This window comes from Streptomyces odontomachi, assembly GCF_024435355.1.
Taxonomy (GTDB): domain Bacteria; phylum Actinomycetota; class Actinomycetes; order Streptomycetales; family Streptomycetaceae; genus Streptomyces; species Streptomyces odontomachi.
In genome coordinates, this window is sequence record NZ_JAMJWG010000001.1 from 248,307 (window position 1) to 262,490 (window position 14,184).

9 protein-coding genes are annotated in these 14,184 nt (G+C 71.1%); 7 read left to right on the plus strand and 2 right to left on the minus strand.

What is annotated here, in order from left to right:
• Nucleotides 1-10: 10 nt before the first annotated feature.
• Nucleotides 11-1,516 (minus strand): CoA-acylating methylmalonate-semialdehyde dehydrogenase, encoded by a 1,506-nt coding sequence (locus NQO67_RS01010; protein WP_255945328.1) that lies wholly within the window; start codon nt 1,514-1,516, stop codon nt 11-13.
• A gap of 124 nt (nt 1,517-1,640) precedes the next feature.
• On the opposite strand from NQO67_RS01010, the gene NQO67_RS01015 reads away from it, so the two are divergent.
• From NQO67_RS01015 to NQO67_RS01040, 6 genes are all read left to right on the plus strand, one after another.
• Complete coding sequence (locus NQO67_RS01015) at nt 1,641-3,251, plus strand: PucR family transcriptional regulator (RefSeq protein WP_255945330.1); 1,611 nt, start codon at nt 1,641-1,643, stop codon at nt 3,249-3,251.
• 136 nt (nt 3,252-3,387) lie between these two features.
• Nucleotides 3,388-3,942: a helix-turn-helix domain-containing protein gene (locus NQO67_RS01020; RefSeq protein ID WP_255945331.1), complete on the plus strand. Its 555-nt coding sequence runs from the start codon at nt 3,388-3,390 to the stop codon at nt 3,940-3,942.
• 78 nt (nt 3,943-4,020) lie between these two features.
• Entirely contained in the window at nt 4,021-6,027 is a 2,007-nt protein-coding gene (locus NQO67_RS01025; protein ID WP_255945332.1) for a hydantoinase/oxoprolinase family protein, read from the plus strand.
• A gap of 2 nt (nt 6,028-6,029) precedes the next feature.
• Nucleotides 6,030-7,637, plus strand: coding sequence for a hydantoinase B/oxoprolinase family protein (locus tag NQO67_RS01030; RefSeq protein ID WP_255945333.1), 1,608 nt, complete (start codon nt 6,030-6,032; stop codon nt 7,635-7,637).
• A gap of 4 nt (nt 7,638-7,641) precedes the next feature.
• Complete coding sequence (locus NQO67_RS01035; protein WP_255945334.1) at nt 7,642-8,955, plus strand: MFS transporter; 1,314 nt, start codon at nt 7,642-7,644, stop codon at nt 8,953-8,955.
• Nucleotides 8,952-10,346, plus strand: coding sequence for an NAD(P)/FAD-dependent oxidoreductase (locus NQO67_RS01040; RefSeq protein ID WP_255945335.1), 1,395 nt, complete (start codon nt 8,952-8,954; stop codon nt 10,344-10,346). Before NQO67_RS01035 ends, NQO67_RS01040 begins: the two co-directional genes overlap by 4 nt.
• A 100-nt stretch (nt 10,347-10,446) precedes the next feature.
• On the opposite strand, the gene NQO67_RS01045 is transcribed toward NQO67_RS01040, so the two are convergent.
• Nucleotides 10,447-12,861, minus strand: coding sequence for a CHAT domain-containing protein (locus NQO67_RS01045; protein ID WP_255945336.1), 2,415 nt, complete (start codon nt 12,859-12,861; stop codon nt 10,447-10,449).
• Nucleotides 12,862-13,168: 307 nt separating this feature from the next.
• On the opposite strand from NQO67_RS01045, the gene NQO67_RS01050 reads away from it, so the two are divergent.
• Nucleotides 13,169-14,071: an alpha/beta fold hydrolase gene (locus tag NQO67_RS01050; protein WP_255945337.1), complete on the plus strand. Its 903-nt coding sequence runs from the start codon at nt 13,169-13,171 to the stop codon at nt 14,069-14,071.
• Nucleotides 14,072-14,184: the final 113 nt, after the last annotated feature.

A 14,184-nucleotide genomic window follows, 5' to 3' on the forward strand; every position in this document is an offset into this window, starting at 1 on the left:
CTCGCCTTTCTCAGATGTTCCGCGGGAAGCCGAGGTCCACGCTGCCCTGGCTCGTCACCGGCCAGCGGCTGGTGACCACCTTGGCGCGGGTGAAGAAGTGCACGCCCTCGGTGCCGTGCGCATGGGTGTCGCCGAACAGCGAGTTCTTCCAGCCGCCGAAGCTGTGGTAGGCGACCGGCACCGGGATCGGCACGTTGATGCCGACCATGCCGACCTCGACCTCGTTCTGGAACCGTCGCGCGGCGCCGCCGTCGCCGGTGAAGATCGCGGTGCCGTTGCCGTACGGATTGGCGTTGACCAGGGCCAGGGCCTCGTCGTAGGTGTCCACGCGCAGCACCGACAGCACGGGTCCGAAGATCTCGTCGGTGTAGCAGCTCATCCCGGTGCGCACCCGGTCCAGCAGGGTCGGGCCCAGCCAGAAGCCGTCCGGTTCGCCTTCCGGACGCACCTGGCGGCCGTCGACGACGATTTTCGCGCCGTCCCGCTCGGCCTGGTCCACGTAGGCCCTGACCTTGTCCCGATGCGCCCGCGTCACCAGCGGCCCCATGTCGGTGCCGCGGGTGCCGTCGCCGGTCCGGACCGTCCGGGCCCGGTCGGCGATCCGTGCCACGAGATCGTCACCGATGGCGCCGACCGCGACGACCGCGGAGATCGCCATGCAGCGTTCGCCCGCCGACCCGAAACCGGCGTTGACCATGGAGTCGGCGGCGTGGTCGAGGTCGGCGTCGGGCAGCACGACGGCGTGGTTCTTCGCGCCGCCGAGCGCCTGCACCCGCTTGCCGGCCGCCGTGGCCGTGGCGTACACATGGCGCGCGACGGGGGTGGAGCCGACGAAGCTGACCGCCTTGACGTCGGGATGGACGAGCAGCTCGTCGACCGCTGCCCTGTCGCCCTGGAGCACGTTGAACACCCCGTCCGGCAGCCCGGCCTCGGCCCACAGCCGGGCCAGCCACAGCGCCGCCGACGGGTCCTTCTCGCTCGGCTTGAGCACGACGGTGTTCCCGGCCGCGATCGCCACCGGGAAGAACCACATCGGCACCATCGCCGGGAAGTTGAACGGCGAGATCACCGCGACCACGCCGAGCGGCTGGCGGATCGAGCTGACGTCGACCGAGGTGGAGGCGTTCTCGCTGAAGCCGCCCTTGAGCAGATGCGGGATCCCGCACGCGAACTCGACGACCTCCAGGCCGCGGGTCACCTCGCCGAGCGCGTCGGAGAGCACCTTGCCGTGCTCGGCGGTGATGATCGCGGCGAGTTCGTCCTTGCGCTCGTTCAGCAGTTCACGGAACCGGAACAGGATCGTCGTACGCCTGGCCAGCGAGCTGTCCCGCCAGGCCGGGAACGCGGCGGTCGCCGCAGCGATGACGTGCTGCGCGTCCCGGGCGTCCGCCAGCGCGACCTCACCGGTGACCTCGCCGGTGGCCGGATTGGTGACCGGCGCGTAATCCCCGCTGCCGCCCGGGTAGGGCTGGTTGCCCGCCCAGTGCACGATCCGTGCCGTGGTGCCGTCTGCCATGGTCCGTCCTCACTCGAAAGCGACTGCCGGCGCTGTCCGCCTCCCCTGACCCTGCCGGTCAGCGGGCCGACATGTTGTATGGATCACTGGTGGATTCTTTACAGAGTGTCGATACGCTGGGGCGATGATTCCGACCGTGCGCGAGGTGCTCGGGCTTCCGCTGGTCAAGGCGGGCAGGCCCGAGGTGATCGGTGGCCGGGGCGGTCTCGACCGGACGGTGCGCTGGGTGCACATCAGCGAGTCCAGCGATCCCGCCGGTCTGCTCAAGGGGGGTGAGCTCGTGCTGACCACCGGGCTGCCGCTGCTGGGCGAGCCGGCGAAGGTCGCCGCGTATCTGCGGGTCCTCGCCGACCACGGCGCCGTCGGCCTGGTGGTCGAACTGGGCACGCACGTGAAAGCGGTGCCCGAGCGGCTGGGCGAGGCGGCCGACGCCGCGGGCCTGCCGGTGGCGGTGCTGGCCCGGCCCATCCGGTTCGTCGAGGTCACCCAGCAGGTGCACGAGCTGATCGTGGCCGACCGCTACGAGGAGGTGGAGTTCGCGCGCACCGCGCACGAGGTGTTCACCTCGCTCAACATCGCCCGCGCCTCGATGACCGACATCGTCACCCGGGCCTCGCAGATCCTCGGTGCCCCGCTCGTGCTGGAGGACCTCAACCGGCACGTGCTGGCGTTCTGCGCCGCCGGAGAGCCTGCCGCGCGGCTGCTCGACGCATGGGCGGAGCGGTCCCGCCGCACCGGGTCTGCGCCGGACAGCGCCTCGGCGCCGGACGCCGGCTGGTCGGCGGTCGGCGTGGGCCTCGGACCCGAGCGCTGGGCCCGGCTCGTCCTCCCCGAACGCGCCGACGACCCGGCCCGGGCCATGATGGTCCTCGAACGCGCGGCACAGTCCCTCCAGCTGCACCGCATGATCCAGCAGGAACGCGACGCACTCGTCGGGCACGCACACGGCGGGCTCCTCGACGACCTGCGCGCCGGACGGATCACCGACGACGCCGAAGCGCTCGCGCGCGCCGCGGCCCTGGGCCTCTCGGCCGGCGCCCAGTACGTGCCCCTGGTCGTCCGCTCACCCCGCCACCTCCAAGGCGACGCGATCGGCAAGAGCGCGTCGGACCGGGCCCTCCTCGCCGCGGTCCGCCGGTCGATCACGGCCACCGGGCACACCGCGATCGTCTCGCTGGCCCGGGAAGGCACCGTGGCCGCGCTCTTCTCGTGCGCGAAGCCGGACCGCGCGCTCGCCACCTGCGTGGAAAACCTTCGCCGGCAACGGATGCACCCCGGCACGGCGGACAGCTGGGTCGCCGGAACGGCACCTGCCGCGCCGAGCCTCGTCCGGGCCGCACACGGCCTCACCGAGGCGGACCACGTTGCCGAGGTGGGCCTCGGCCTGGGCGAACTGCGGCGGCTGCTGCGCTCCACCGACGTCCGGTTGCGCGGTCTGCTGACGCTGCTGAAGGACGATCACCGGGTCCAGGCGTTCGTCGAACGGGAACTGGGCCTGCTCCTCGAGCACGACGCCCGGGCGCAGGTGCCGCTGCTGCCCCTGCTGCGCACCCATCTCGACGGTGGCGGTACCAAGGCACGCACCGCCGCGGTCACCGGGCTGAGCCGTCCGACGCTCTACAGCCGTCTGCGCACGCTGGAACGCATCCTCGGTGTCTCGCTCGAATCCCCGGAGTCGAGGACGTCCCTGCACGTCGCGCTGATGGCCTTGGACACCCGGAAAGCCGAGGCGTAGCCGGGCCTCGACCACCGCCACACGTCAACCTCAGAATTCTGAGGAAGAACCACAGAGGTCTTGTGAGGTGCCTCAGTGGTGTGTACTGTCGCCGCAGTGAACGGAGGATGTGGTCACATCGGCGGCAGGGGGCACGGTGGAATCGCAGGACACCGACAGCGTCGGGGCGCGCTTGCGGCGGAGACGGCTCGCGCTACGCATGACGCTCCGTCAGGTAGCCGAGGCGACGGGCCTGTCGGAGGGGTTCGTCTCGCAACTGGAGCGGGGAGTCCATTCGGGCAGCATCGCGACCCTTCAGAAGATCGCGGCGCTGCTCGGCCTCGAGGTGGGCGACCTGTTCACCTGGGACCGGTCGCCCGCAGTGCGTCGGTTCACCGATCAGCAGGGGTTCTCGTTCGGGGTGTCCGGGCGGAAGGTCCGGCTGACACCCAAGCAGTTCAACCACCTCGAAGCGTTCCTCGGCGTGTTCGAGGCGGGCGGTTCCACCGGTGTCGAGCCCTACAGCCACGGCGAGTCGGAGGAACTGCTGTTCGTGGTCTCCGGTGAGGTCGAGGTGACGGTCGGAAAGACCGTGCATCACCTGGCGGCCCTGGATTCCCTTACCTATTCCAGCAGTGAACCGCATCGAGTCATGGAAAAGGCGGGGGACACGGCGATGGTGCTGTGGGCGATGGCACCACCCAGCTACTGATCCACCCCGTTTCCCGTTATCTGTCCAGGTCCACAGCTATCCGTAGCTGTCCGTGCCTGTCCATCCAAGGAGGGTGTAGTGCGCATCGGCGTCGAATGCGGCGGAACTTTCACCGATCTCGTGGTCCTGGACGACGACGGCGTCCTGCGCGCGACCGACAAGGTCTTCTCCACCCCGGCGAGCCCGGACCGGGCTGTCACGGCCGGCCTCGGCGACCTGCCCGAGGAACTGCGTGAGGGCGCGGTACTGCTGCACGGTTCGACGGTCGCGACGAACGCGCTGATCGAGCGCAAGGGTGCGCGGGTCGGCCTGATCGTGACCCGCGGGTTCCGGGACGTGCTCGAACTCCAGCGCCAGGACCGCACCAGCATGTACGACCTGGCCTATCGCAAACCGGAGCCCCTGGTGCCGCGGGAGCGGGTCGCCGAGGTGACCGAAAGGATCGACCGCTCCGGACGGGTACTGCTGTCGCTGGACGAGGACAGCGTGCGCGAGGCGTTCACGGCGCTCGTGTCCGCCGGAGTGGACGCCGTCGCCGTGAGCCTGCTGCATTCCTATGCGGCACCGGCGCACGAGCGCCGGATAGCGGAACTGGCCGCGGCGGAGTTCCCCGATCTCGTCGTCTCGCTGTCCAGCGCCTGCGCGCGTGAGTTCCGTGAATACGAACGCACCACGACCACGACGATCGACGCCTTCCTGCGGCCGCGTATCTCGCGTTACCTGTCCGAACTGGAGGCTTCGGCGCACGAGCTCAAGGTCGCCGAACTCCATGTCATGCAGTCCAACGGCGGCATGGTGCCCGCGCACGCGGCGGGCTCGGCGCCGCTGAGCATGCTCCGCTCGGGCCCGGCGGCCGGTGTCGCCGGCGGGATCGCGGTGGCCCGGAACGCCGGTGTCACCAGCATCGTGACCTTGGACATGGGCGGTACGAGCACCGACGTCGCCGTGGTCCACGACGGCAGGCCCGAGCTGACCACGGAGGTCACGGCGGACGGCCTGCCCGTGCGGGTCCCGATGGTCGACATCACCGCGGTCGGCGCCGGAGGCGGCAGCCTCGTCGCGGTCGACAGCGGTGGGCTGCTCACCGTCGGACCACGGTCGGCGGGCGCGGACCCGGGGCCGGTCTGCTACGGCCGGGGCGGCACCCAGCCGACGGTGACGGACGCCAATGTCGTCCGCGGCCTGCTGCGTCCCGAGACGTTCCTCGGAGGGCGGCTCACCCTGCACACCGACGCCGCCCGTGACGCCCTGCGCCCGCTCGCCGGCAGCCTCGGCCGGTCGGTCGAGCAGCTCGCCGAGGACGTCTTCCAGCTGGCGAGTGTCGCGATGGCCGGCGCCATCCGCGTCACCACGACCGAGCGCGGCCACGACGTCGAGTCCTACACCCTGGTCGCGTACGGCGGTGCCGGCCCCCTGCATGCCGCCACCGTCGCCGAGGACCTCGGGATGAGCCGCGTGATCGTCCCGCCGCACGCCGGTCTTGCGTCGGCCTACGGACTGCTGACCGCCGGGTTCCGCCGAGAGTTCGCCGTCACGCAGCTGACCGACCTCGACGCGCTGCCGCCCGAGGGGCTCGCCCCGGCGCTGAACAGGCTGCGGGACACGGCCGAGCAACATCTGCGTTCCCAGTCGATTCCCCTGCACGACGCGGATTTCGCGTTCTCCGCGGACATGCGCTACCACGGGCAGGGCTTCGAGATGGCCGTCGACCTGCCGCGTGCCGAGAAGACGACGGCCAAGGAGTTCGAAGAAACGTTTCACCTTGCCCATGCCCGTCGCTACGGGCACGCGGAGACCTCTCGAGCGGTGCAGATCGTCACCATCCGGCTGACCGTCACCCGGCCGCGGCCCGAACTGGTCCTGCTCACCGTGGACATCGACCCGTCGCTGCCGGTCGCCGTGCAGCCCGTCATCGAAGGGGGCGCGGCGGTCGAGGCCGCCTTCCGCTCCCGCCGGAGCCTCGCCGTCGGTGCCGAACAGCCCGGGCCCGCGGTTCTCGAGGACGGCACCTCGACGACCTTCGTGCCGACCGGCTGGACCGCCCGCGTCGACGAGCACACCAATCTCGTCCTGGAACGGAGCTGATCATGCGTCTCACCCCCAGCCAGCTCAGCGTCATCAAGTCCGGCCTCGACGCGATCGGCCGTGAGATGGCCGTCAACCTCCGGCGCTCCGCCACCTCCTCCATCGTGCGGGAGGCGCGGGACTTCTCCGTCGCGCTGACCGACGCACGGGGCGAGGTGGTCGCCCAGGCCGAGTGCATCCCCATCATGACCGCAGGCATCGCGCTGGCGCTGCGCGGTGTCGCCGAGCGCATCGACCTGACGAGCCTCACCGAGGACGACGCGCTGCTGATGAACGACCCGTACCAGGGCGGTCAGCACCTCCAGGACATCTACCTGCTCACCCCGATATTCGTGGCCGGGCAGCTGACCGGGTTCGGGGCCTCGGTCGCGCACCACGTCGACATCGGCGGTTCGCACGCCGGCCTGTCGGCGCACGCGACGGAGCTGTACCAGGAAGGCCTGCGGCTGCCCCTCTCCCGGTTCTCGGTGGCACGGGACTTCAACGACCCCAACGGTTTCGTGCGGCAGATCATCGCCGCGAACGTCCGCGTGCCGGACGCCGTCATCGGTGACCTACAGGCGCAGTTCGCAGCGAACGCGACGGCCGCGCGGCGGCTTGCCGAACTCATCGCACGGCACGGCAGCGACGAGGTGTCGCAGGCCATGACGGACGTCAAGGACTACGCGGAAAAGCGCGTGCGGGTCGCCATCGATTCCATTCCGGACGGGACGTACGAGGCGACGGAGACCTTCGACACCACCCCCTGGGGCGGCGACACAGCCAGTATCACGGCCCGTGTGACGGTCACCGGAAGCGACATCCGCGTCGACTTCACCGGCAGCGCCGAGCAGATCCCCGGCAACGTCAACTGCCCCTGGGCCTCCACGGTCTCGGCCGTCCAGTCGGCGGTGCGCTGCATGCTCGAAGCCCCCGACATCGGCTTCAACGAGGGCTGCAACCGTCCCATCAGCGTGTCGGCGCCGTACGGTTCGGTGCTCAACCCACGCCCGCCCGCAGCGGTCCGCGCCCGGCTCACCCCGGCGTCCCGGGTCTTCAACGCGGTGGTGAGGGCGCTCGGGCAGGCCCTGCCCGAGCGGGCGGTCGCCACCGGGTTCGACACCACGACGGCGATCGCGGTCAGCAAGAGCGGCCGGGACGGCTACCAGGTCGCCCTGGAGATCCTGGGCGGCGGCTGGGGCGCCTGCGCCGAGCACGGCGGAGGCGACGGCCTGGACAACCCGATCTCCAACTGCGCCAACGCGCCCGTCGAGGCCCTGGAAACCGACTTCGACCACTTCCGCATCGAGGAGTACGCGCTCGTCGCGGATTCCGGCGGCACGGGTACGCACACCGGCGGCCGGGGGATCCGGCGGACCTATCTGGCCACCGCGGACGGCGTCTCGGTCGCGGGCTACGCCGACCGGCACAGCGTGGGTGCCCAGGGGATCAACGGCGGTGGCCCCGGTGGCACGGGGCACTTCGCGATCCACCGCGCCGACGGCCGCATCGAGGAGCTGAGCTGCGTGTACGAGGAGACCCTGAACACCGGCGACAAGATCGTCATCACCACCGGTGGGGGCGGTGGCTACGGACCGGCCGCCCTGACACCCGCCCCAGACGAGAGGTGACTTCATGAGCACCACCGCCTCAGCGACGCCGGCAGGGCGCATCGCCGCCGCGTCGTTCGTCGGCACCGCCATCGAGTGGTACGACTACTTCATCTACGGCACCGCGTCCGCGCTGGTGTTCAACGCGGTGTTCTTCCCCGAGAGCGATCCGCTGGTGGGCACCCTGCTGTCCTTCGCGACCCTCGCGGTCGGCTTCATCGTGCGACCGCTGGGCGCCATCGTGTTCGGGCACTTCGGTGACCGCTGGGGCCGCAAGAGCACGCTGGTCGTCACGCTGCTGGCGATGGGGATCGCGACGTTCCTCGTCGGGCTGCTGCCGGGCTACGCCACCATCGGGGTGGCCGCGCCGATCCTGCTGATCGTGCTGCGCCTCGTCCAGGGCCTCGCGGTCGGTGGCGAATGGGGCGGCGCCGTGCTGATCGCGACGGAGAACGCACCCGAACGGAAGAAGACCCTCTACGGGTCCTTCGCCCAGTTCGGCAGCCCGGGCGGCCTGCTGGTGGCGACGGTCGTGTTCACCGTGCTGAGCCGGACCCTCGACGAGCAGAGCATGCAGGGCTGGGCCTGGCGCGTGCCGTTCCTGCTCTCGGCGCTGCTGGTCCCGGTGGGCCTGTTCATCCGCCTGAAGATGGCCGAGACGCCGGAATACCGGAAGGCCGCCGAACGGCAGGAGCAGGCACGGGTTCCGTTCCTCCAGGTGCTGACCAAGGAGCTCCGCCCGGCCGTCGTCGGCACCCTCGCCTTCACCGGAGTCTTCCTGACCTACTACCTGCTCACGTCGTTCGTGCTGACCTACGCCACCGAGACGCTGGGCATGTCGACCGCGATCACCCTGCCGGCGAACCTCATCGCGGCGATCGTCGAGGGCGCGTTCATCTACGTGGGTGTGCTGCTCGCCAAGCGCATCACCGCGCGCGGTGTCGCCATCGCCTCGGCGGTCGGCCTGCTCGTCTGGGCGGGCCCGGCGTTCGCCCTCATCCACACCCGCGATGCGTTTGCGCTGTACACGGCCGTCGCGGTGGCGATGGTGTTCGTCGGCACCTCCTACGGGGTGCTCGCCGGCGAGGTGGCGGAACTGTTCACCCGCGAGGTTCGCTACACCGGCACCAGCCTGTGCTACCACCTCGCCGGAATGATCGGCGGCGGGTTCGGGCCGATCATCGCCACCTATCTGCTGTCGCACACCGGGTCCGTGTGGCCCGTCGCCGCATGCACCGGGGCGGTCTCGCTGCTGATGGCCGTCGCCTGCTTCGCCCTGCCCAGGAGGGAATCCGTCCGCGCACCCGCGACGCCCGCGCCCGCCGAGGTGAACGCATGAGCAGCGGATACCGCAACGGCCAGGTCTCGCACTGGCTCGCCGGCACCGGCCCCACCCGGACATCGTGGGCACCCGGAACCGGTCCGCGGGAGGTCGACGTCGCCATCGTCGGAGGCGGGCTGACCGGCTTGTGGGCGGCCTACTACCTCCAGGAGCACCGGCCCTCCCTCAGCGTCGCCGTGCTGGAAGCCGAACACGTCGGCTACGGCGCCTCCGGACGCAACGGCGGCTGGGCCTCGCACCTGATCCCCGGCAACCGCGCGCGCTACGCCCGGGGGCCGCGCGGGGCCGCCGGAGCACGGGACTTCCAGCGGGCGATGTTCGACGGGATCGACGAACTCCTCGCGGTCTGCGCCCGCGAGGGGATCGACGCGGACCAGACGCGGGGCGGCAACCTCGTGCTCGCCACCACCCCTGCCGCCGCGGGCCGCCTCACCGCACGACGGGACGGCGACCTGCGCTTCGGCCTGACCGAGGACCAGGTCCACTGGCTCGACGGCGCACAGGCACGTGCCCGGGTCAACGCCGAGCACGTCACCGGCGGCCTCTACTACCCGGCGGTGGCCCGGATCCATCCCGGCAAGCTGGTGACCGGGCTCGCGGCGGTGGTGGAACGCCGCGGCGTGACGATCTTCGAACGCAGCCGTGTGCAGGCCGTGGGCCCGGGTGGCGTGCGGCTGGCGACGGGCGACCTGAAGGCCGGGCACGTCCTCGTCTGCACCGAGGGATACGGCATTCCCCTGCTGGGCCGCCGCAGCATGATCCCGGTCAACAGCTCGATGATCGTCACTCATCCACTCTCCGAGCGGGACTGGGACGATATCGGCTGGGGCGCCGCCGAATGCCTCAGCGACGCCGCGCACACGTTCGTCTACGCCCAGCGGACCGCGGACGGCCGGATCGCGATCGGCGGCCGGGGAGCGCCCTACCGGTTCCAGTCGGGCACCGGGGGCGACGGCGTCACCCCGGCGGCAACGGTCCGGCAACTTGTCGGCCGGCTCGACCGCTACTTTCCGCGTGCGGGCGTCGAGGTCGCGCACGCCTGGTCGGGCGTCCTCGGCGTCACGCGGGACTGGTGCGCGCGGGTGAGTTACGACCGCGGCACCCGCGTCGGAACGTCGGGTGGATACGCCGGCCACGGGGTCACGGCAACGAACGTGGGAGCCCGCACCCTGGTGGACCTCACCCTCGGCCGCGACACCGCTCTGACCCGGTTGCCCTGGGTCGGCTACCGATCGCCGCGCTGGGAGCCGGAGCCGCTGCGCTGGCTCGGCGTACACGGCATGTACGAGCTGTTCCGCATCGCCGACGCGCGGGAGGAGAAGCGCAGTCTGGCGAAGACTTCGCTGATCGCCCGCGTGGGCAGTCGGCTGGCGGGGCTCCACGAATGACGGCGGGCGGGGTGCTGCTTTGGGCCTCGTCACCCCCCGCATCCGGCAGGATCCAGTCCTCCGGGAAAGCTGCGCCGGGCGTGTGGAAGGGACCGGGGGGCTACGGGCCGATGTGGACGTAGCCGGCCCATCTGGCTGGAAATCGTGGGTAGCGGGCCCGTAGCTCGACCGCCGTCGTGTGCAAGGCCTGTGCTGCCCGGTCCGCGTCCAGCTCGGAGGGCAGGTTCTCGTAGAACAGGCGCGCTGTTTCCGTGGCCGTTCCGTCGGTGACGCGCCACAGGGTGCCGACGACATGGCGGAAGCCTGCCGTGTGGAAGGCGGAGCCCAGGTGGATCACCTCGTCGGCCACGGCCGGGTCGGCCAGTACGGTCTCGCATGCCGACAGGTAGACCAGGTGGCCCCGGCCCGGCCTCACCGCGAGTACGTCGAGTGCTGTCAGCGGGCCGTCGGACAGGTGCAGGGCGCTGTCGACCGGCCGGGCCGTGTAGCTGCTCGCGTGGCAGGCGACGTGGGCCCAGCCGACCTCGCGGAAGGCGGCCAGCACACCGTCCCGGGAAGCCGCCGTGCCGGACAGGTGGCCGAAGGCCGGAAAGCGCTCTGCCAGCCGGGCGGCCTCCGCCGCGGCGCCGCGTAGTGGTGGCAGGCCGGGTGCGGCCGCGACGGCAACCACCTGACCGGTCAGCACCGTGTCCGGCGGGCGCTGGGTCTGTGCCGCGCGCAGCGCCCTGATCGTCGGCGCGTACGACGACACCGCCTCGTCGAGCGCGGCCGCGTGCAACGGCAGTGCACCGAGGAGACCCGTCGGGACCCACCACACCCGCTCGTGCCCCTCCAGACGTTCGAACACCGGCCCTATGACGGTCTCCCGAAGCCAGGACAGCGTGTTCCGCAACGGTTCCTGCGCGCCGGCGGTCGCCTCCTCGTCGTCCGGGGACAACTCCGCGAACGGCAATGCGGCGAGGAACCCCGCCGCTCGCTTGCGCACCTCTGCGTCCGACAGTCCCGGCAGCGGCACCACCGTCACCCCGGCTTCGGTCAGCACGAGCGCGTCGCAGCCGAATCGGCTCACATTCACCGTGATCACCGGGCCGTCGACGGCCGCAGTGATCAGGTCCGACAGGCGGGGCGGTGCGAGGAAGTCCTCGAAACCCGGCGCCATCCGGATCGCCGCGATGGCTCTGTCCCACTCCTGCACGAGTTCGATCCGACGGTCGGCCACGCTCGGGACGCCCGGCACCGCAGGGGCGTGCGGGTCCACCTCCTCGGCCAGCCGGTCACCGGCATCGCGCAGCGCCTCCGCCAGCGCGGGCTCCGCCTGCGCCAGCGGGTCGAGATCGTGCTGCGTGTCCAGCACGTACCCGATCAGCAGCCCGCGACCCTGCTCCAGCAGCTCCAACGCCCGCGCAGGATCACCGTTTCGGATCGCCGCAGCGGCCGCGTCCCTCGCCAGCCCGGTGAGCTGTGACAGCTGCCGCAGATGGTCGCCGTGGCCGAGGTGCCGCGCGGCGAGTCGGGGGAGCAGGTCGATCGCGAGGCCGTATGCGTCGTCGGCGACCTCCCAGCGCTCCGCCTGGGCGGCGAAGTGCCCTCGTGCCTTCGCCGCGACGAGCCGGAACAGCGTCGGCACCGTGTCCACCGCCGCAGCCCGTCCCAGACACGACAACGCCTCGCTCAGATCGCCGGTGTCCCCGTGCCGGTGGAAACGGTCGTGCAGTGCGAACCCGAGCTCCGCCTCATGCGCGGCGCGGTGCCAGCCGGGCAGGCCCACGGTCAGCTCGCGCAGCCGGGCGATGTACTCGTCAGCGAACTCGCCACCGGACGCCCGCGCCCGCGCGTTCAGCGCGTCCACCAGTTCGTGCAGTGCGGCCGTCCGCTCGTCCCCGGTCGTCCCGTCGAGTCGCAACCGGGAACTCTCGATCACCGCGTCGACTTCGTCCAGAAACATCGGGTCAGCGAGGACGCTCTCACCGGCCATCGCCGCCAGCTGGCCATACGGCATGTTGAAGAACGACTTCAGCATGCCGGCCCGCTTGTCACGGTGTTGAAGAATGCGCATGATCTGCGCGAGCTGGTTCGCCCGGTGATCACCGACCGCCTCGGCACGGCGTTGCAGCGCGGTCGCCGCAGCGGCGAATCCCGGTGCGTCCTGCGGGTTGTCCCGGTACCGGTCGGCAGTTCCTCCGTGCAGGGCGATGGCCTCATCCAGGTCGGACAGGTGCCCTGACACCCGGTAGCGCAACACGAGCAGCTCGCACAGCCCCTGCACGCACGCGTCCCGTGACGACTCCGTGTCCGCGTGCCGGTACGCGACCCGGAAGGCCGCTATGCCCTCGTCCACGTCGGGGGAGCCGGGGGCGGACAGGGCACGCTGCCACAGCGCGTACCCGAGGGCCCCGAAATGCTCCACGTCCACCCCGCCTGAGGCCTCCGTGCCCTGGGTGACCTCCCGCGGCGCTGCCACCGCGATCCGGCCGGACGGGGGCACCACCGCGCCGTAGGGGCGGGTGGGCCGCATAGATCATTACGGACATGTCGGAGTTCCCGGCCGCCGGAACACATCGTCTGGGCTGATCCGGGGAACCGGGCGCCGGCATCGGCAGCCATGCAGCCATACCGGCTGCTCGCGCAGCAGGTGCACGAACGGCCGCGCCGGCTTCCCCCGCGGGAGCTACGGATGACGCGGGCAGGTGTCCACCACGGGGTGACGACGCGGGCCTGCGGCGACCCTAGATTTTCGTCCGTTGCCGGGTGTGACCGGCGGCGAGCCGACCACCGTCGTGAGCCGTGCTCCCCTCTTCCTGCTTTCTTCCTGGAGGCCCTTGATGTTCCGCACCTTCGCCAAGGCCATCGCCGCCATCGCGGTTGTCTGCACCGTGGTCGGTGGAGGGCTCGTCCTCAACGAGGAGTACGGCAAGGCCAGCTCGGAGGACAAGGACGCCGCCGCGGGCTCAGCGGGTGACACCTTCACGGGCGTCAAGAAGATCCGCGTGGACGGGCACACGGTCAACGTTTCCTGCTCGGGCCGTACCGGCACCGACCAGCCCCTGGTGATGCTGATGCCCGGCGGTGGCGAAGGCCTGGGCAACATGGCCCAACTCCAGAAGTCCCTCAGCAAGACTCTCCGGGTCTGCTCCTACGATCGCCTCGGCGAAGGCGCCAGCGACAAGGCCGACGGTCCGCAGTACATCGAGGACAGCAGCCGGATCCTCACCCAGGTACTCGACCGCCTCGCCGGCGACCGCCCCGTCGTGCTGGCCGGTCACTCCCTCGGCGGCTACATCGCGGCCCGCTACACCCCGGCCAACACCGGGCGCGTCAAGGGCCTGGTCCTCCTCGACGCCACGATCCCCCACCTCACCCGCGACATGAAACGGACCATCCCCGCCGACGCCCAGGGAGCACCCGCGCAGGTGCGCGACGGTGCGCTCGCCGCCAACCAGGGCAAGAACCCGGAGCAGTTCGTCATCGCCGACGGCCCCGTCCGCTCGGCCGGACACATCCCCGTGCAGATCCTCGAGCACGAGTCCGAGTACACCCAGGTTCCCGAGTACCGGCCTGCCCTGGAGCGGATGTGGGCCAAGGGGCAGCAGGAGTGGCGCGCCATCTCGACCGACAGCCACCTCACCACGGCGAAGGGCAGCGGCCACTACATCCACAAGGACCGCCCCGACCTCGCCCTCAAGGCCGTCCAGGACGTCGCCACCCGCGTCGCCCACCAGCGCTGACGCCGAGCGCCGCGCCGTCCCCCGAGCGAGCTACAGCAAGGTGCCCACCCCGAGGGGACGACCTTCGGCGGCCTGGTGCGTAGCTACCCAGCAGCCCGCGACACCTCTGTGAC

Bases quoted from the DNA above. Each gene is read 5' to 3' on its own strand.
- NQO67_RS01010 (WP_255945328.1), bottom strand. From the start codon at position 1,516: ATGGCAGACGGCACCACGGCACGGATCGTGCACTGGGCGGGCAACCAG.
- NQO67_RS01015 (WP_255945330.1), top strand. From the start codon at position 1,641: ATGATTCCGACCGTGCGCGAGGTGCTCGGGCTTCCGCTGGTCAAGGCG.
- NQO67_RS01030 (WP_255945333.1), top strand. From the start codon at position 6,030: ATGCGTCTCACCCCCAGCCAGCTCAGCGTCATCAAGTCCGGCCTCGAC.
- NQO67_RS01035 (WP_255945334.1), top strand. From the start codon at position 7,642: ATGAGCACCACCGCCTCAGCGACGCCGGCAGGGCGCATCGCCGCCGCG.
- NQO67_RS01040 (WP_255945335.1), top strand. From the start codon at position 8,952: ATGAGCAGCGGATACCGCAACGGCCAGGTCTCGCACTGGCTCGCCGGC.
- NQO67_RS01045 (WP_255945336.1), bottom strand. From the start codon at position 12,861: ATGCGGCCCACCCGCCCCTACGGCGCGGTGGTGCCCCCGTCCGGCCGG.
- NQO67_RS01050 (WP_255945337.1), top strand. From the start codon at position 13,169: ATGTTCCGCACCTTCGCCAAGGCCATCGCCGCCATCGCGGTTGTCTGC.